This window comes from Paenibacillus sp. MDMC362 (assembly GCF_003269305.1).
Taxonomy (GTDB): Bacteria; Bacillota; Bacilli; order Paenibacillales; family Paenibacillaceae; genus Paenibacillus_AQ.
This window is the reverse complement of sequence record NZ_QLYT01000014.1, coordinates 205,160-225,181: the sequence shown is the minus strand read 5'-3', so window position 1 is coordinate 225,181 and position 20,022 is coordinate 205,160. Positions and strand designations below refer to the sequence as shown.

General features: G+C 48.0%; 14 protein-coding genes. 13 read left to right on the top strand and 1 reads right to left on the bottom strand.

What is annotated here, in order from left to right; all coding sequences use genetic code 11:
* The first annotated feature begins 5 nt into the window (after positions 1–5).
* The 8 genes from DP091_RS06760 to glnA all read left to right on the top strand — a co-directional run bounded on the left by DP091_RS06760 (position 6) and on the right by glnA (position 11,419).
* Positions 6–956 (top strand): 4-hydroxy-3-methylbut-2-enyl diphosphate reductase, encoded by a 951-nt coding sequence (locus DP091_RS06760; RefSeq protein ID WP_071218136.1) that lies wholly within the window; start codon positions 6–8, stop codon positions 954–956.
* Positions 957–1,351: 395 nt separating this feature from the next.
* Positions 1,352–2,308: an ABC transporter permease gene (locus tag DP091_RS06755; RefSeq protein WP_113057611.1), complete on the top strand. Its 957-nt coding sequence runs from the start codon at positions 1,352–1,354 to the stop codon at positions 2,306–2,308.
* Between the two features lie 31 nt (positions 2,309–2,339).
* Positions 2,340–3,236 (top strand): carbohydrate ABC transporter permease, encoded by an 897-nt coding sequence (locus tag DP091_RS06750; RefSeq protein WP_090909086.1) that lies wholly within the window; start codon positions 2,340–2,342, stop codon positions 3,234–3,236.
* A 79-nt stretch (positions 3,237–3,315) separates the two neighbouring features.
* Positions 3,316–4,986: an extracellular solute-binding protein gene (locus DP091_RS06745; RefSeq protein ID WP_113057610.1), complete on the top strand. Its 1,671-nt coding sequence runs from the start codon at positions 3,316–3,318 to the stop codon at positions 4,984–4,986.
* Between the two features lie 83 nt (positions 4,987–5,069).
* The gene (locus tag DP091_RS06740; RefSeq protein WP_113057609.1) at positions 5,070–6,644 is read left to right on the top strand and encodes a helix-turn-helix domain-containing protein; all 1,575 of its coding nucleotides are present in this window, start codon (positions 5,070–5,072) and stop codon (positions 6,642–6,644) included.
* Between the two features lie 38 nt (positions 6,645–6,682).
* The gene (locus DP091_RS06735) at positions 6,683–8,473 is read left to right on the top strand and encodes a sensor histidine kinase (protein WP_113057608.1); all 1,791 of its coding nucleotides are present in this window, start codon (positions 6,683–6,685) and stop codon (positions 8,471–8,473) included.
* Between the two features lie 171 nt (positions 8,474–8,644).
* Positions 8,645–9,700 (top strand): 3-deoxy-7-phosphoheptulonate synthase, encoded by a 1,056-nt coding sequence (aroF, locus tag DP091_RS06730; RefSeq protein ID WP_113057607.1) that lies wholly within the window; start codon positions 8,645–8,647, stop codon positions 9,698–9,700.
* 294 nt (positions 9,701–9,994) lie between these two features.
* Complete coding sequence (gene glnA / locus DP091_RS06725; RefSeq protein WP_113057606.1) at positions 9,995–11,419, top strand: type I glutamate--ammonia ligase; 1,425 nt, start codon at positions 9,995–9,997, stop codon at positions 11,417–11,419.
* 84 nt (positions 11,420–11,503) lie between these two features.
* Here glnA and DP091_RS06720 read toward each other — a convergent pair whose 3' ends face one another.
* Positions 11,504–12,541 (bottom strand): LacI family DNA-binding transcriptional regulator, encoded by a 1,038-nt coding sequence (locus DP091_RS06720; protein WP_113057605.1) that lies wholly within the window; start codon positions 12,539–12,541, stop codon positions 11,504–11,506.
* A gap of 577 nt (positions 12,542–13,118) precedes the next feature.
* Between DP091_RS06720 and DP091_RS06715 the strand changes: the two genes are divergently transcribed.
* From DP091_RS06715 to DP091_RS06695, 5 genes are all read left to right on the top strand, one after another.
* On the top strand, positions 13,119–14,459 hold the full coding sequence (locus tag DP091_RS06715; RefSeq protein WP_113057604.1) for an ABC transporter substrate-binding protein: 1,341 nt from the start codon (positions 13,119–13,121) through the stop codon (positions 14,457–14,459).
* A 107-nt stretch (positions 14,460–14,566) separates the two neighbouring features.
* The gene (locus DP091_RS06710) at positions 14,567–15,460 is read left to right on the top strand and encodes a carbohydrate ABC transporter permease (RefSeq protein ID WP_071217869.1); all 894 of its coding nucleotides are present in this window, start codon (positions 14,567–14,569) and stop codon (positions 15,458–15,460) included.
* Positions 15,460–16,296, top strand: a complete 837-nt coding sequence (locus tag DP091_RS06705) for a carbohydrate ABC transporter permease (protein WP_113057603.1) — start codon at positions 15,460–15,462, stop codon at positions 16,294–16,296. The genes DP091_RS06710 and DP091_RS06705 overlap by 1 nt, the downstream gene beginning before the upstream one ends.
* Before the next feature lie 25 nt (positions 16,297–16,321).
* A complete protein-coding gene (locus tag DP091_RS06700; RefSeq protein WP_113057602.1) occupies positions 16,322–19,048 on the top strand; it encodes a GH36-type glycosyl hydrolase domain-containing protein in 2,727 nt (908 codons plus the stop codon).
* A gap of 78 nt (positions 19,049–19,126) precedes the next feature.
* Positions 19,127–20,011 carry a hypothetical protein gene (locus DP091_RS06695; protein WP_113057646.1) on the top strand — a complete coding sequence of 295 codons (885 nt, stop codon included), beginning with the start codon at positions 19,127–19,129 and terminating at the stop codon, positions 20,009–20,011.
* The last annotated feature ends 11 nt before the right edge of the window (positions 20,012–20,022 follow it).

Below are 20,022 nucleotides of genomic sequence, written 5' to 3'. Positions count from 1 at the left end.
GGATCATCGAAGTCTTGAAAATATCACCGAGAGGTTACTGTTACGGTGTCGTTGACGCTATGGTCTTGGCACGTCAGGCGGCCCAGAATCTGGATCTTCCTCGGCCTATTTATATATTGGGCATGATTGTGCATAACAGTCATGTCACGCAATCCTTTGAGGATGAAGGCATCATTACCCTGGACGGTCCGAACCGGATGGAAATCCTGAGCCAGGTGGAGAGCGGCACCGTCATATTTACCGCACACGGGGTCTCTCCCGAAGTACGCAAGCTTGCGCGAGATAAAGGTTTAACCACGCTCGACGCAACATGTCCGGATGTTACGAAAACCCATGATTTGATCCGGGAGAAGGCAGCGGACGGGTATGAGATCATTTATATCGGGAAGAAGGGACATCCCGAACCGGAAGGCGCGATCGGGATTGCACCGGATCACGTGCATCTGATCGAGAAGGAAGAAGAGATCGAACAGCTTCAGGTCAAATCGTCCCGAATCATCATTACGAACCAGACGACGATGAGTCAATGGGACATCAAGCATATCATGAAGAGTCTGCTCGATAAATTTCCGGGGGCGGAGATTCATAATGAAATCTGCCTTGCAACACAAGTTCGGCAGGAGGCTGTAGCCGAGCAAGCGGGCCAGGCGGATTTGGTCATCGTGGTCGGCGATCCGCGCAGCAATAACTCAAACCGTCTTGCACAGGTATCCGAAGAGATAGCCGGCGTACCGGCTCACCGCATTGGCGATGTGACGGAGCTTAAACGCGAATGGCTTGAAGGCGTAGGCAAAGTGGCTGTGACATCAGGGGCATCAACACCGACTCCGATTACCAAGGAAGTCATCGCCTATTTGGAACAGTATGAACATGATCAGCCGGAAACCTGGGAGATCAAGCGTACGGTGAATATGAATAAATTGCTTCCGCCTGTACGGGTGAAAAGCAAGTCATAAGAATTTTAATACAACGGTTGCGATCAATCGCACCGTTGTATTTTTGTTGATATAGGTGTGTCCTTATAATATTTATACATAGATTGATAGGCTCCCCTTGCGGTGAATGGTGGAACAACAGTTCATGTGAAATGAACTTGACACTATGGACCTGAGGGGATTTTCTATGTCCCAGATCAGAGATCGGAAAGGTGATAGTTAGACATCTGGCCGGTTAAGGATCATTTTTTAAACTATCATAATCCCGAAAATATCCCATAAGGTGTAAGCGTTTTAATTTTCAATTGAATAATATCATTTTTCGTTGAATAGGCAAATGTTTATATGAGATCATTTATTCTACAATGTTAGACATCAGGTAAACTTCATGGCATAGAACACACGGGGGGTTGAAGATGGCACAAATATCCGTAGAACAGGAACCTGTTCCAAAACGGAAAAAGGACAGCTTATTCATTCGCTTTGCTAAACAATGGGATATTCAATTAATGGTGCTTCCTGCACTGGCTCTTGTATTTGTGTTTAGCTACATACCGATGTACGGTATTTTAATGGCTTTCCAGGATTTCAACATTTTTAAGGGGATGGGCGAGAGCCCCTGGGCGGGATTCAAGCATTTCGAAATGTTTTTTGAATCACCGGAATTTATGACGGTCATGAGAAACACGATTATCATCAGTTTGCTCAAGTTTCTAATCGGTTTCCCAGCGCCGATTCTGCTGGCGCTCATGCTGAATGAGGTTCGGCATATGTTCTTCAAGAGACTGGTGCAAACCGTCAGTTATCTGCCGCACTTTCTGTCTTGGGTTATCGTTTCGGGTTTTGCGATTTCGCTCTTGTCAACGGATAACGGCAGTGTGAACATTTTGCTTCAGAAGCTCAATTTAATCGAAGAGCCGATTAACTTCCTGTCGCTGCCGGAATATTTCTGGGGGATTCTCGTCACGACAGGGGTATGGAAAGAGATCGGATTCTCCTCCATCGTTTACTTGGCAGCCGTTGCCGGGGTTGACCCGCACATGTATGAAGCGGCTGACATGGATGGCGCAAGTAAATTCAGGCAGATCTTTACGATCACGCTTCCATCGATTATGCCGGTCGTCGTTATTTTCATGATTCTTGCCATTGGTAACTTGCTGACGGCAGGCTTCGAAGATATCTTGCTCTTGGCTAAGAACCCGGTATTGCGAGAGGTATCCGATGTTATCGACACATATGTCTATCGAATAGGTATCGAAAACTCCCGATTCTCATATGCAACGGCCGTAGGCTTGTTTAAAGCGGTGATCAGCGTCATGCTTCTGACGATTGCCAACTTGATTGCACGCAAATCAGGGAACAGCTTATGGTAAGAGATCATGTTGAGGAAGGGAGCGGGTAACTGTGGTACGTCTAGCATTTGGTGACAAAGTGATGATGGTCATCATTTATATCTTCTTGGCATTCTTGGCCTTTGTAACGTTTTATCCGTTTTGGAACGGACTTGTCATTTCATTTAACTCTGGTTCAGATACGGCAATGGGAGGCGTTACCTTCTGGCCACGTGATTTTACGCTGGAGAATTACGGAATCGTGTTTCAGGATAACCGGCTGCTGAATGGATTCAAGATTTCGGTGCTTCGTACCGTGATTGGAACCATTTCCTCCATACTAGTAACCTCCATCTTCGCTTACGGGATGACCAAGAGGGAACTCATTGGCCGTAAATATTACATGATTATGTGTATCGTTACGATGTATTTCGGCGGCGGCTTGATTCCGACTTTCATGCTCGTTCGCGGTTTGGGCTTGATGGATTCTTTCTGGGTGTTCATTATTCCCGGTTTGGTAAGTGTATGGAATATGATCATCTTCCGGACGTTCTTCAACGGGCTTCCGAGCGGTCTTGAAGAATCCGCCAAAATCGACGGCTGCGGCAACTGGGGCATTTTCTTTAAGATCATCCTTCCGCTGTCCGGTCCGGTCATCGCAACATTATCGTTGTTTACAGCGGTCTCCCACTGGAATGAATGGTTCTTGCCGAGTATTTACATCAATAACGAGAATTTGCTCCCCATTCAGACCATGCTTCGCCAAATATTGAACTCCAATATTATGTCTGAACAGATGAGCAACCTTGATTCGGCTTCGCAGGCGGTTCTCTCCCGGATGCAGAGCGTAACATCCAAGTCGTTGTCCATGGCAACCATGATGGTGGCAACGCTTCCGATTATTATGGTGTATCCATTCGTACAGAAACACTTCGTTAAAGGTGTTCTGGTAGGCTCCCTGAAAGAGTAGGGGAAACAATAGGTGTTGTTTGAAGCGATAAGCTTTAGACATAAATATCAAGTGTAAAAGCGAAAGGGGAAATTAGAGAATGAGGTTGAGAAAGAAATCGCTGACCACGTCCATGACGGCTTTGCTTGCGGCAGCGCTGATGCTTTCTGCATGCGGCGGTGGCGGCGGAACCAAGACTGCTAACCCTGAACCTGCAGGCGAAGGCGGAACCAGCACGCCTCCAACGGAGGCATCCGACAAGTTTGTGCTTGGCGAAACGCCGCTTGAGTTCAGTTTCTACGGCCATTATAACGAGTACACGATGCCGCCATGGGGACAAGACGAATCTTCGAAATGGATTAAAGAGAATAAGAAAGTAACCGTAAACGCGATCCATTCGCAAGGTAACGCACAGCAAAAATTCAATACCATGATCGCATCGACGGAGCTTCCGGATGTGATGTGGATGGACCGTGGTCCGGACGTAGAGAAGTTGCGTCAAGCCGATATGCTTGTACCTTTCGATGAGTATCTTGATAAATATCCTAACCTGAAAAAGTGGATGGGCGACGAAGGTCTGAACATGCTCCGCTCTCCGGACGGCAAGCTGTATCAGTTCCCGAACTGGTACACGAACCAACCGAACGGCAATGCAGGTTATGTTGTGAACAAGAAGATCTACAAAGAGCTTGGCGAGCCTAAACTGGAAACGACCGATGATTTGTATGAATACTTAAAAGCAGTTAAAGCGAAATACGGCGATCAAGTGGTTCCTTATGAGCCGCACGTACAAGGTCAAGGTATTGAAGTGCTGTACTCTGCATTTGCAGAAAATGCGCTGACACGTTGGATCAGCATCCGCGGCGTACCTAACGGCGATAAGCTGACTTCGATCTTCACGGATCCGATCTTCCGCGAATCGATGCAATATTCTGCAAAACTGTTCCGCGAGAAATTAATTTCTCAGGATGCCATGACGCAAACGGCTGACCAAGTAAAAGAAAAAGTGAACACCGGACGCGTTGCGGTATACGCAGCTTCAAGCCCGACGGAAAATGCGATGAACGCGCATGCTGAATTGGCAGCAAAAGATCCGGATGGCGGCTACTTCATGATCTGGCCGATTCACAAGGAAGGTCTGGACAAGAACAAGATCTTCCCTGGTACTTATACGCAATTGGGTTGGAACGTCAGCGTAATTACGAAATCCGCAAAAGATCCTGAAGCGATCTTCGCATTCTTGGATTGGTACACAGGTCCTGAAGGTCAAAGCGTTCTCATGTGGGGGCCTCCAGGAGGATATTGGGACGGATTTGAAGAGGATGGCGTGACACCGAAGTTTACCGAGAAGTATGTAACGGATGCTGCCGGTCTTGGCAAGCTGCAAGCGATCACAACGAATCTTCACTGGAACGGTAATACCGTGTTTGTTGATACAGCAAAAGCGAAATACGAAAGCACATTACCAGAAGAGCAGCGTAACTGGTCCACTCGCTGGCAGTATGAAGTAACTTGGAAAACGCAAGCCAATGCTACGGAATACATTAACCTCGATCCGGCTCCGGACAGCGAGGAAGGAATTATCCGTCAACGTGTAGAAGATATCTTTACGGAATCGAGAGCGAAAGCCCTGTATGCGAAGGATGATGCCGAAGTATTGGCAATCCTCGATAAGGCTGAAGCCGATGCCCAATCTGCAGGATACGATAAACTTCTTGCATTCAAAACAACGAAATGGCAAGAAAACGTTGCAAAAATGAAAGGCCAATAAGATAAGAATCTTTGCTTAAACCAAGAAGGGTATGCTGCTCATGCAGTATACCCTTATCGGAATTTGTGGGGGAGATGATACCCGTGTATAAAGTGCTGCTGGCAGACGACGAAATACTGGACCTAGAGGGCATGAAGAGCTTTATTCCATGGGAAGGTCTCGGAATGAAAGTGATCGATTCGGTCAATAATGGCTTTTCTGCCTGTGAGGTGCTCGAAAGGGAGAAGATCGACATCCTTGTTACCGATGTTCGCATGCCGAATATGACCGGGCTTGAGCTTGCTCAGCGGGCACTGGAATTGCAGGAGGAGCTCCGGATTATCTTCGTAAGCGGTTACCAGGACTTTGGTTACGTGAAGCAGGCGATTGCTTTGAACGCATGCAGTTACGTATTGAAACCGATGGAGGATCAGGAACTGATCGATGCATTAACGAAGGTGAGGCTTGAACTGGATCGCCTTCATGAACGCAAGGAGACGGAGGAAGCTTATCAGCAGATGATCCCCATCCTCAAAAATCAGTACCTCTTGCAAATCCTTCAGAGGCCCTATGACGGAGCCATCTTGGATATTATTAAGCGGGAGTACCGGCTGACGGAGCTTCATTGGCCGGTCTGCGTCATTTTATTGGAGCTTGATAATGTAAGCACCTGGCGAAGCAGCTCGCTCGATACCGAGGAAAAGCTCAGTGCCATGGAGGAGTATTTCTCGAAACTTCATAAACTGCTCGAACAGAACGGCTTTGAATATATATGCAAGGTAACGGATCAGCGGACGGCCGTACTGCTTAACGGGGGCAGGGGCAAAGAGGAGATTCAAGCCTTGCTAGAGGAATTAAAGCGGGAATATAACTATTCCATGACGGTCGGGGAAGGCAGGGCTGTCCACCAGCTGGAGGAGCTTCACACATCGTACACGGAGGCTTTGGCCGCGCTGGACTATAAGATGTTCCGGGGCAAGGGCAAATGGATTTTGTACAGCGAGGTCCCCACCGAGGACCGGGAAGACGTAAAAAGCCTCGATATCCGTCTGGATGCCTTATTTACGGCCATGACGGATTATGATATCGTTCGTATCTATGACGAACTGGAAGCGATTCAACTGCTTGCATCCAGCATCAGATCCAAGTTCACCATACGCAATTTGGCGGTATATATCATGGTGAAGCTGGAAGGACATCTGCAGACGATGAACGAGGAGTTATACCGTATGGCAGGGCTGGAGCTCAAAAATCTGGACATTCTGCTTCATTTCGAAACGATGGATGATATTTTCTCATGGCTTCGCATGAAGGCAATGGAGATTTCGGAAATGCTCAAGAACCGCAAATCAACCAAAAATGGCAGGCTGGTCGAAGAGATTATAGAGAACATTCAGGCGCGCATGCACGAGAATATTACGCTGCGGGATATGGCGAACCGGTTTTCTTTTTCACCGAATTATCTCGGGGTGCTCTTCAAGGAAGAAACCGGGCACAACTTTAGTGATTATGTGATCAAGCTTCGCATGGAGCGCGCCAGGGATCTGCTCAAGACGACCAAGCTCAAAATATACGAAATTGCGTCACAGACAGGGTATCAGTACCTGCCTTATTTCAGCAGGCAGTTTAAGGAAATGTATGGAATGACACCTCTGGAATACCGGCGAAAGCACTCATAATTGGCAAAAATCAGATTAGATGTGGGGTCATACGGGTTATGGCGGGGAAATTCGAGCGAATACGGGTTAAGATACCTTTCGGATACAAATTAATGATTTCGTACTGCGTGTTTATCATTATACCGGTGCTGCTTGTCGGCCAGATTGCGAATCAGGTCTTCGTGAAGTCCACTCGCGAGCAGACGTATAACAATATTCAAGGCACGCTGCATCAGATGAGCGAGAACATATCGTATAAGATGGAAGACATGATCCGGATATCGGACATGCTTTATTTTGATACGACCTTTAACAGCCGCCTGCGTTTTACTGAAAGCGCTTGGATAAGCTACGACACCACGATTAACGTACTGATTCCGAAGCTGGAGACTGCCGTAAGCACGGCGAATCGAAGGATCTGGTTATCGATCTACCTGCGCAATGACGACCTTAGGGAGATTTATGACAGTTATACGTATTCAGATCCGCTGGACTCCAACAAACGTCTGTTTGATATTTATCAATATGACAGGCTAGAGGAACGGTCTTGGTATAAATTGTATCCAAAGGAAGAGAATTATGGCGTAACTCTGCAGTGGAAACAGATTGAGGACGATGTGAGGAACGGACGCATTTCTTTGCTGCGGCGGTTGGTGGATATCAGTTCGACCATTAAACCGCATGAGATCGGATTCATGCGGATTAACGTCAGTATGACAGACCTGTTCGAAAGCATGGATTACAACAAGATCGGTGACGGAACGGCTTTATACTTAGCGGATTCTCAAGGGCGGGTGGTGCTGTCTTCGGGCGGTAAACAGACAACCGTCTTCAAAGAGAAAGAGCTTCGCAAGAACGGGGATCTGCTTATTCGGAAGCCAATTCCCCAGCTGGGTTGGGATTTGATTGCGGTTGTCCCTGCTCAAATCGTGGAGAAAGATACGGTAAAGATTCGTAATTTAACTTATCTGATCTGTCTGATATGTATCGCTATTTTCTTTGTGGTCAGCATTGTGGTCTCCAGATATTTCAGCCGCCGGGTATCCAAAATCGTATCGGTGCTGGACTCATTCCAGGAAGGAGAATTCCACAAGCGGGTGTCCTTTAAGGGAAATGATGAATTTACGCATATTTCTTCTGCTCTGAATGATATGGGCAGCAATATCGGAAAGCTGATTAATGAGGTGTATTTGGCCGACTTACAGAAAAAAGAAGCGGAACTGGAATCGCTGCATGCGCAGATTAATCCGCATTTCCTATATAACACCCTATCCTCCATCAGCCGTCTGGCGCGGTTTGGGATGCTGGATAAACTGCAGCGCATGGTGATGGACTTAGCGAAGTTTTATCGCCTGTCTCTTAATGATGGCCGGAATATCATATCCGTGAAGAATGAATTGGAACAGGCCCAGGCATATGTCGATATTCAAAAGATTAAATACGACCAACGAATGCAGGTTACTTATGATTTTGAGCCGGAAGTGGTCCGGTATGAAACCGTGAAATTGATCTTGCAGCCGTTTATCGAGAATGTGCTGGAGCATGCCTGGACCGGGGATTATGTACATGTTCGAATTACGGCCAGAGTGCTGGAAGATGTTCTGGAATTTAAAATTATCGATAATGGCGTCGGGTTCCCGCCCGGCAGAGTTCTGGACAATACAGGCGGGCAGGATCTAACCAATGCCGGATACGGCATTCGGAATGTGGATCAACGAATCAAACTTCACTATGGCAGCGAATACGGGGTTACGTTATTCAGCCGTGCCGGTATTGGGACAACGGCAAGAATTGTGATACCCCTCGTAAAGCGAACGGTAGCGGAAGGACGCAGCAAAACATGGATGTAACAGGTGGTCTTTATCTCCCGATCGTCCGGGCTGGAATAATGGGCTTGACGAGGGGAGATATTTTCTGTATATTTACTTTATCGATTAAAAGCATAAAAGCTTAAAAGCGAACAAGCACGAAAGCGACTATCAAACAATAAAATGGAATATATTCAGAAAGAAGGTTTTATTATGATCGTTATTACGTCCAATCAAATATCAGAGGAACAAGTTCAGCATATTGTAAGCGAGATTGAGAAGGAAGGACTCCAGGCTCATGTATCCAAGGGGGCGGATCGTACCGTAATCGGGCTGATCGGCAGCGTAAACCCGAAGCTTGCGGAGCATCTTCGCCAAATGAAGGGCGTAGAGAATGTCGTTAAAATCTCCAAGTCCTACAAGCTTGCGAGTCGTGATTTCCATCCGGATGAAACCGTTATCGATATTAAAGGCACCAAGATTGGCGGCGGCAATCTGGTCGTTATGGGTGGTCCATGCGCCGTGGAATCGGCGCAGCAGATTGACGAGATTGCACAGCTGGTTAAGGCGGCAGGCGGACAAGTGCTTAGAGGTGGCGCGTTTAAGCCTCGAACGGGTCCGTACAGCTTCCAGGGCGTTGGCGTCGAGGGTTTGATCATGATGGCGGAAGCCGGGCAAAAACACGGCCTGTTGACGATTACGGAGGTTATGACGCCAGAATACGTAGATATTTGTGCGGAGTACGCCGATATCCTGCAAGTGGGCACCCGCAATATGCAAAATTTCGATCTGCTTCGGAAACTGGGCACCTGTGGCAAGCCGATTCTGCTGAAAAGAGGTTTCAGTGCAACCTATGATGAATTCCTGAATGCAGCGGAATACATTCTTGCCGGCGGCAATCCGAATGTCATGCTCTGTGAGCGCGGAATCCGAACATTCGAAACTTACACCCGCAATACGCTGGATTTATCTGCCATTCCTGTTTTACAAGGGTTGAGTCATCTTCCGGTCATCTCTGATCCGAGTCATGGAACGGGAAGACGCGAGCTTGTGGAACCGATGTCCAAGGCATCCGTGGCGGCGGGGGCAGACGGCCTTATTATTGAGATGCATACAGATCCGGATAATTCCATGACAGGTGACGGGGTTCAGTCCCTGTTCCCGGATCAATTCGCTGCACTGCTAAAAGACTTGGAACAGCTGGCCCCATTGGTAGGCAAAAGCTTTGCGACTGCCAAAGCGCCTGCTTCTGAATTTGCGCGCGTATAGCATTTGATTAGGGATGTTGCAATCACGGGGATCGCGTTAAGAACCTAGTCAAGGTTCACCATTTCCTTAAATTTAATTGAGAAGACACCTGCATTAGGCTAGCAGGTGTCTTTTTTCTGAGTTTACATTAACTGGTTTATCATGTCATATAAGTTAACATTGTTTTCAAAAATACCTTACATAGGTATTGACGTCAGGTTATCTCCCGGCATATAATGACGAAAAGAAATCGAAAGATTATGAACATTGTTAAGCTGTTTAAGTCTTAATGTTCGGAAATTGGGAGGAAGAGACATGTCGGTAGAGAAAGTATTGCAAACCATTAAAGAGAATAATATTGAGTGGGTCGATTTTCGTTTTGTAGACTTGTCGGGACGGGTTCATCATATTAGCTTGCCGGCTTCAGAAGTAGACGAAGAAACATTCGTGAACGGGGTAGCGTTTGATGGATCTTCTATTCCAGGATTCCGCGGCATTGAAGAATCGGATATGGTTATGATGCCTGATCCTGAGTCTTGCTATATCGATCCATTTACAGCACATCCTACGCTTAACATTATGAGCAACATCTACACTCCGGAAGGGGATGCTTACGAGCGTGACCCGCGCGGTATCGCAGCTCGTGCCGAGCAATACCTTCAAGAGGCCGGTATCGGAACAGCGGCATTCTTTGCACCGGAATCCGAGTTCTTCCTGTTTGATGAAGTTCGCTATGAAAGCTCCATGAACAGCTCCAGCTATTTCGTAGACTCCGAGGAAGCGCATTGGAATACGAACCGTAAGGAAGAAGGCGGCAACCTTGGCTTCAAAGTTGGCGTTAAGGGCGGATATGTTCCTGTAGCGCCAGTGGATACGCAGCAAGATATCCGCAGCGAAATGTGTCGATTGCTTGATGAAGCAGGACTTCGCGTTGAGCGTCACCACCATGAAGTAGCAACTGCCGGCCAAGCGGAAATCAACTTCCGTTTCGATACATTGAAGAAAACAGCTGACAATTTGTTGATCTATAAATATATCGTGCATAACACAGCGCGCCAATATGGCAAAACCGCTACGTTCATGCCGAAGCCATTGTTCGGGGATAACGGAAGCGGCATGCACGTTCACCAATCCATTTTCGATGGCGACACCCCGTTGTTCTACGAGAAAGGCGCTTATGCGAACCTGAGCGAAACAGCCATCCACTATATCGGCGGTATTTTGTACCATGCGCCTGCATTGATCGCTCTGACGAATCCGAGCACCAACTCCTTCAAACGTCTGGTACCAGGCTATGAAGCACCGGTTAACCTCGTATTCTCGAAGGGCAACCGTTCTGCCGCAGTGCGGATTCCGGTTGCGGCCGTAACGCCTAAAGGCTGCCGCATCGAGTTCCGTACACCGGATTCCACGGCGAACCCTTACCTTGCATTCTCCGCTATGCTGATGGCTGGCTTGGACGGTATCAAGCGCAAAATCGATCCAACCGCACTCGGATATGGACCATTCGATAAAAACATCTATGAATTGTCTGACGCCGAGAAGAAAGAAATTCGCAGCGTACCGGGTTCCCTGGATGAAGCTTTGGATGCACTTCAAGCAGACTATGAATTCTTGACAGAAGGCGGCGTATTTACGCAAGAATTCCTCGAGAACTTCATCGAGTTCAAGCGTGCCGAAGCCAAGGCGGTTAATATCCGCGTTCATCCGCACGAGTACTCCCTGTACTACGATCTGTAATAAACAACGTTGAAAAGCCCGGGGCATGATGCCCTGGGCTTTTTTTGTACATATAAGTCTGGCTAGGTTTAGGTTTTTTGACTCTCAAAAATACCCGTAGTTACGCGTATTGCTTCCGCAAGATTCACGGACGATGAGCTCAGGCTCGACGACGAAGGAGCTCACGGGCGATTGCTTATGGATAAGGTCGTAGAGCATGAGCGCTGCCAGGCGGCCGATTTTTTCTTTATTTTGCCGAATCGTCGTTAGTTTGGGAGTTGTATATTTGCACGCTTCAATATCGTCGCAACCGATGATCGATACATCGTCAGGGACATTCAGGCCGTGTTCCTGAAGCGCTTGGATGGCTCCAATCGCAATCTGGTCGGAGGCTGCAAAGATCGCGCGGGGGAGAGAACCCGCTTGAATCAGCCGTGTCATGGCTTTATATCCGCTTGCCTCATGAAAATCTTCACCGTTCAGGAACCATTCCGCACGGGCCGGAAGCCCGAAGCTTTCCATGGCGTTACGATAACCGGCCTCACGCATGTTGGAGATTTCAGACTCCTTGCTGCCTCCGATGAACGCCAAGTCTCTGAGGCCTTGAAGATAGAAATGCTCCACGACCTTCGAGGACATTTTGTAATTATCGGACATGATATGCCCCGACATTTCGCCGAACAGTTCTATATCGACCCCGATACACGGAATGTCGCTCTCATCAAGCTCCTTAATGGAGGGCTCGATTTCCTCGCCGGATATAATGACACAGCCATCCACCTGATAATGACGGCATCGTCCGAGGTAGTCGGCGTCATCCCCCTGGAATTTCTCATTCGAAAAAAACAGCAGATCGTAACCGAGCACCCCCATTTGCTTCTTGAAGGAATTGAGAACTTCAACAAAAAAAGGATGGGTAAAATCGACATTCAGCTTTCCCGCAAATATGATGCCGATTAAATTGGATTTTTTGGTTGCTAATGTTTTCGCGGAGTTCGAAGGGGTGTATCCCGTCTCTTTCATAATTTCCAACACCCGTGCTTTGGTTTCCTCGGACACATCACTGTAGTTGTTGATAATCTTGGAGACGGTGGATACGGATACCCCGGCCATTTTAGCGATTGTTTTAATGTTTAACGCCATGCGAAACGCTCCTTATTCTGTTTATGATGTCACTTCATAATTTTCGTAAGTTTTCGTTAATCATGATTGCCAATGATCTGTATGTGTAAGGTTAAGGAGAGAAAAAGCCGTTCTATACGTGCTTTCTGCTCGAAACCTGTGGTATAAGAACAAGATTTTATATGATCCGATGGAGTGATAACGGAAAATATATCGATAGAGCCTACCATCGTGATAAGTATTTACCAATTCGGTTGCAACGTATACAGCAGCATATCCGAAACTGTTTCGTAAATTAGTGTATCTGCTTTAACTAGGTAAGTCAATGAAGAGAATAGCCGTAATGCGTGTTATAGAAAGGAATTATGCTGACATAGGTTCAATAATGAAATATTGCTACAAAGAGAAAAAAAGCTTTGACAAACAAAAAATTATGAGTAATAATAGGCCTTGCGAAACCGCTTTCGGTATATTTCGCTAAATTACGAAAATTTATGATTATTGTTTCGTAGCATCAAGATTGTACTGGGCGAGAATAAGCGAAAATGATGAATCCGGTTTCATAATGAATTGCACTTTAATTTCAGGGGGTAAAGAAATGATTAAGAAATTATCAGCAATACTTTTGGCGGGTGCTCTGACTTTCTCGCTAGCGGCTTGCGGAAGCAGCGATTCGGCCGATAAAGGTACATCTGCGAAAGGTGATAAAAAGGTCATCAAAATTTTACACTGGAAACAAGATAACATCAATAAAGCGGTTGAAGAGATCAATAAGAAATTTGAAGAGAAATATCCCGAGTATAAGATCGAGTATACCACTACGGGTCCTGATGACGAATACAAACAGGCGCAGAGAGCGAGAATTACCGCTAATGACGTCGACGTTTTGGCTGATTTATCGGGTATGAGACTCTCCCCGCAAGAATGGACACCGGGTGCGAAAGTGCCTGATTGGCAGCAGTGGATCGATACAGGCTTGATCGCCGATTTGTCCGACCAAGCCTTCATTAAGAATTATAACGCTAACGATATCGAAAAAGCCGGAACTTATAACGATAAAGTGTATGCTATCCCAACGGGCAAGGTTGCGATGTCCGGCCTGTTCTACAATAAGGAAATCTTCGAGCAGAATGGATTGAGCGTACCGAAAACATGGTCGGAGTTCATCAAGCTGAACGATGATCTGAAAGCCAAAGGCATTACCCCGATTGTTGTTGCAGGTAAAGACGTATGGCCATTGAAACTTCCTGTTTTCGCCCTGCAAGCTAAAATTCTGGGCGGCGGAGATCAGCAGAAATGGATTGAAGGCGTTTGGAAAGGCGAAACGGCTTACAACGATGAAGAGGCAATCGAAGTATTGGAAAAAATGAAGACGCTTCAAGACAATTACATGATTGACGGATTCATGGGGATTGATTACGCAACGGCGCCTTCCTATTTTGCCACAGGAAAAGCAGCGATGCTGGCTGATGGCTCTTGGGATGCTCCAACCGTCGCAGCAGCAAATCCGGAGCTGAAATTCGGTTACTTCCCGCTTCCGGCTACGGAAGATGCAGCCAAGAATTCCTCCTTTGTCGGCAAGTATGACGTAACCTGGTATGCAGCGGAGAAAGGACCGAACAAAGAAGGAGCTCTAAAATGGCTTGAGTTCTTCTCCGAGCCGGAAAATTACACCACCTTCGTGAAAGCTGCCGGCTTCATTCCGACACAGGATAACATTCAGACGGAGAGCGACTTTATTGACAATGAACTGACTCCATATCTCGGAGAGTTCGAATTGGCATACGAAATCATGATGATTAACCGTCAAAATATCGGCGAGCATCTGGCTGCGGAAGGCGTTCATACGGAATTCCTGGCACCGGGCGGCCCATACAAAACAGCAAAAGAGCTGGCTGACATTCAACAAAAAGAATGGGAAGCTGCCGCTCCAAAATAAAGCTTCTTCTATTATAAAGAGACCTATATAGAATGAACCATACTGTAGTCGGGGTCTGTGCAGCAGGCCCCGATATGTATTGAAATGGGATTTGCGAGGTGAGAGAGATGTATCCATTTGGAAAAGGATTTAACCGATTCATACCCTTATTGCTGCTGCTGATACCGATGGCGCTTTACATCGTGTTTTATTTTGGACCATCGATCCTGACGGTCATCTATTCCTTTACCGATGTCAAGAACCTCCCGGGCAGCACGTACCAATTTGTCGGGCTGGATAATTATAAGGAATTATTTTTCTCAGGGAACTCAGGAGAGCGGTGGCGTTCCATCGTAAACACCCTGATCTTTATGTTCGTTGTTACGATCGTGCAGAACGGGGTCGCTCTGTTTATCGCCGTCATTATTAACCAGCGCCTGAAAGGCGATTACTTCTATCGTGCCGTGTTCTTCCTGCCGGTGGTTCTTGGCGTAGCTGTCGTTGCCCTGATCTGGGGGATGATGTTCGATCCGTTAAACGGACCGGTCAATCGTCTCTACGACGCGCTCTTCGGCTATCAGGACATGTTCTTCGGTAGCTTTACTCATGCGTTCGGCTATATTATCTTCGTCCAGATTTGGATGTACATGGGCTATTCCATGCTGATCTTTCTGGCCGGTCTCCAATCGGTCCCGAAAGATTTATACGAGGCGGGGCATATTGACGGCACCAACAAGTGGCAGTCCTTCCGTCATATTACCTTCCCCTTGATCGCACCGTCCTTCACGGTGAACATGCTCTTATCCATCATTGGCGCCATGTCGACCTTTGATATCATTTTGGCGACAACAGACGGCCGCTTCAATACAAGGACGATGGCGTATGACGTGTACAAAGAAACGTTCAGGGGAAGTTTGGAAATGGGCCTTCCTTCAGCGTTATCCGTTGTTCAGTTCCTGATTATTCTCCTCTTTGTTGTGGTGGCGGTCAGACAGACGCGTAAGAGAGAGGTGGAGTATTGATGCGAAATTCCAAAGCCACGCAAATTCTTTCTTACGCCGTCGTAGGTGTGCTGCTGATTCTGTATGTCGTTCCGCTGCTGCTCGTATTCAATGTATCGCTCAAATCCTTTAACGAGTATCTGCTAAACCCGATCGGGATCGTTCAGAACATGGAATGGAGCAATTATACGCAAGCATGGTCTGAAGGCAATTTCGCCGGTTATTTCGCGAACAGCTTGATATATACGGTAGCGGCGACGCTGCTGACCATCATCGTGTCGTTGTTTGCGGCGTTTCCGGTAGCGCGCGGATATGTGATGTGGAGCGGATTCATTTATATGTTCTTTTTACTGTCCCAGTTTCTTCCGAATCCGATGGTGGCCCAGTATAAACTCATGCTGTCCTTCAAGGAGAGCGTATCGTTCTTCGGGTATGATACCAAGCTCGGTTATATCCTGCTGAAAACGACGGGAACGGGCGTTGTGTTCATGATGTTTGTCGGCTACATCAAGTCGATTAGCCGCGATTTGGATGAGGCGGCAGGCATGGATGGTTCCGGTTATATCCGTTACCTGTTCCAGATCATTCTGCCGCTGATGAAGCCGGTTATCGCAACGGGCGTCATTCTGACCGCGATCGGAATCTGGAATGATTTTGTCGGCCCGATCATGTATCTCCCGAGTCCGTCCAATTATCCCATTACGTTCGGCCTGAAGGAATTCAGGGGGCAATACGGGAATAACTGGCCGCTGCTGGCATGCGGAATTACGATCGTAGCCGCGCCGTTGATCATTCTGTACACGTTCATACAGAAATATCTGGTGGACGGGGCGCTGGCGGGAGCCGTCAAATCCTAAGGTATAGAGGGGAAAAAATCGCGATATGAAATCAACAGGATGGAAGTTTGAGGGGAACGAGGGTGTCTTTAAGTTAAGTCATCCCGAACGTCATAACTATTTATATTTTCCTTTAGTGAATGAGGCCGGCATGATGTCGGCCGTCACGCCGAATCTTCACGGTGAAATAACCAGCAGTCATAATACGTTTTTCATGTCGCCCGTTTCGGTGGAGGATCTGCACAATTCCAAGTCCGCGCGTAACTTTTGGGTGCATGTTGACGGGCATGGCGCGTGGTCCGTAACCGGCAATTCAGCCAAGCAGAATGCAAGCCGGTTCATGAACGATGAAGAAGAAAGCCAGTTGGAAGCCGGCTTTTTATGGCATAAGCTGACGCGGATTAATGGAGAGGCCGGACTGCAAGCGGAAGTAACGAGTTTCGTTCCGGTAACGGATGACCAGGTCGAATTAATGAAAGTGAAGGTGACCAACGTAGGCGAGCAGACGCTTAAACTAACCCCTACTGCGGCAATCCCGCTGTATGGCCGTTCGGCAGACGACCTGCGGGACCATCGCCACGTGACATCCCTTCTTCACCGGATCTTTGTCCATCGTAAAGGGATTGAAGTGCAGCCTGCCCTCTCATTTGACGAGCGGGGTCACCGTATCAATCACGTATCCTACAGTGTGCTGGGTGCGGAAGCGGACGGTGCGGAACCGATCGGTTATTTTCCGGTGCTTGAAGAATTTATTGGGGAAGGCGGCGCGCTCGATTGGCCTGAGGCGGTCATTGCCAACAAGCAAGGGGCCGCGCAAGCAGGAGACTCCTTAGAGGGGTACGAGGCCATTGGAGGCCTGCGGTTTGCGGGGGTTCAACTGCAGCCTGGTGAATCGAAGGCTTATGTAATGGCGATGGCCATTTCGGAAGGCCGCGCCGAGATTGGAAGACTTGCCGAAGCGTATTTATCGGAGAGATGTTTTGATGAGCTGCTTGCGCAGAACGAAGCCTATTGGAATGATAAACTGAATACCGTATCCTTCCAGACCGGTGATCAGCAGCAGGACCTGTGGATGAAATGGGTAACCTTGCAGCCGATATTGAGGCGTCTATATGGAAATTCATTCCTTCCTTATCATGACTATGGCCGTGGGGGACGTGGATGGCGTGACCTATGGCAGGACTGCCTGGCATTGATGATCATGGAACCGTCCGAGGTACGGTATCTGCTGCTTAATAATTACGCGGGCGTACGGATTGACGGAAGCAATGCAACGATTATCGGAACGAAGCCCGGTGAGTTCATCGCTGACCGGAACAACATACCGCGCGTGTGGATGGATCACGGCGCTTGGCCATTCATGACGACGCTGCTTTATATGGATCAGAGCGGGGATTTGAATTTCCTGAAGCAGCCGCAGACCTATTTCCGCGATGTATTCGTGAAACGCTGCCAGGAGAAGGACATCGGATGGCTGCCTGAGCACAGGGATCAACTCTTAACCGTGGACGGTAAGGTATATGAAGGTACGATACTGGAGCATATGCTGCTGCAGAATCTGGTTCCGTTCTTTAATGTAGGGGAGCACAATAACATCAAGCTTGAGGGGGCAGATTGGAATGATGGTCTTGACCTTGCCCCGGATCGAGGCGAGAGTGTAGCCTTTACTGCGTTCTATGCAAGCAATTTGATGCAGCTTGGCGATCTGCTGCTGGCATGGCGGGACAGCGAAGGCGTGGAGTTCATTGAAATAGCAGAGGAAATGGCCGTGCTGCTCGATTCGCTAACGGCTCCCGTCTCATACGACGATGTGCAGGAGAAGCTGGGGCTGCTTGATCAGTATTATGAGTCTGTTAAAGTCTCCGTGACCGGAAACAAACGAAAGTTTAGCGTGGCGGATGTTGTGCAGGACTTGAAACGGAAAGCCGACTGGATCATCCAGCATTTGCGCAGCAAAGAATGGATGACGAGCCAAGAAGGATATTCGTGGTTTAACGGTTACTACAATAATGATGGGGAGCGCGTGGAAGGCGATCATCCCCTTGGCGTCCGGATGACGCTCACTGGTCAGGTCTTTGCTATTATGGGCGGAATTGCGGACGATGAACAGGTAGGGCAAATTACGAAGGCGGTTGATCGGTATTTAAAAGATCCGAGCATCGGCTATCGCCTGAATTCGAACTTTGGCGAGATTCAGCAAAATCTCGGGAGGGCTTTCGGGTTCGCTTTCGGCCATAAAGAGAATGGAGCTATGTTCAGCCATATGAGCGTCATGTACGCTAACGCTCTCTATCAGAGAGGTTTTGTCCGAGAGGGATACGAGGTATTGCAATCGATTTACGATTTAAGCAATGACTTTGAACGCAGCCGCATGTATCCGGGTATTCCTGAGTACATCAACGAGAAGGGGAGAGGGATGTATCCCTATCTTACCGGGTCGGCAAGCTGGCTTTTGCTGACCATGCTGACCGAGGTTTTTGGAGTAAAAGGAAATTGGGGACATCTTCTCCTAGAGCCGAAGCTCAGGCCTTCGCAGTTCGGAGCCGACGGAACTGCCGTTGTACATACGCGGTTTGCGGGTAAGGTGCTTCAGATTGTATACAGCAATCCGAAGTGTCTGGATTACGGAAGCTATACGATTCAATCGGTTACGCTGAACGGCGAGAAGATTCAGCTGCGCAGTCAGAAGCAGGAGTCTGCCGAATTGGATCGCAGCTTGCTGTCCGCGTTATCCGATGACGAGTGTCAACGGATTCTTGTCGAGCTTGCCTGACACGCGAGCATACAATATTTCGGAAGCCCTGGCAGGCAATTCGGCCGGGGCTTCTTCATCATGAATGGGGCGATTGTTTTGGGACATCAATTAGCAAATGGACAATTGGAAGTTGATATTGCGGAAATCGGCCGTTATCAAGGCACGCGTTTTGACCGGACCGGTTTCATTACTCAGGTCAAATTAACCAAGAGCGGCCACACATTCTGTGTACACGAGTTTGCGGAGGGTTATAACGCTCAGGGCGGGTCCGGATTGTGCAACGAGTTTGGACTGCATGAGGGGATGGGGTATGCAGAGGCCGAAGTAGGAGGGTGGTTTCCTAAATTAGGGGTGGGGCTTCTTAAACGGGTCAGCGAGGACCCGTATCACTTTCAGTATACGTATCCGGTGGAACCGTTCGATGTGGATTTCACTTCGGATGATATGAGCATTTCCTATACGATTCTTCCTAAGAACGTCAAGGGGTATGCGGCAAAACTCGTTAAGAAAATCTCGATTCAGGACACGGCCTTAACGATAGATTATGAGCTCTGCAATGAAGGAAGCCAGAGGATCGATACGGAAGAGTACATTCATAATTTCATAGGGATTAACGAGGAGCTGGTAGGACCAGAGTATAAGCTGAAGCTGCCGGTCCCTGTCCGTTTTACGGAGGTCGAATCGGATTATACCTCCGGCCTGCTGGCCGTTCAGGATTGCGGGATAGGCTGGAACGCCAGACCGATCAAGCCTTTTTACGGAAGAATACAAGGCTTTAACGGCAGCGATTATTCCTATTCATGGGAGCTAACGCACACTGCCAGCAGGGCGGGGGTAAGGGAGATCAGTGATTTTCCGGTTGCGTACATGGCTCTGTGGGGGATGGGCCATGTCATCTCGCCGGAAGTGTTTATTCAACTGAGCCTGGCTCCCGGAGAAAAGAGAACCTGGAGCAGAAAGTATCAATTCTTCTGTTGGTAGCCGGACAATTT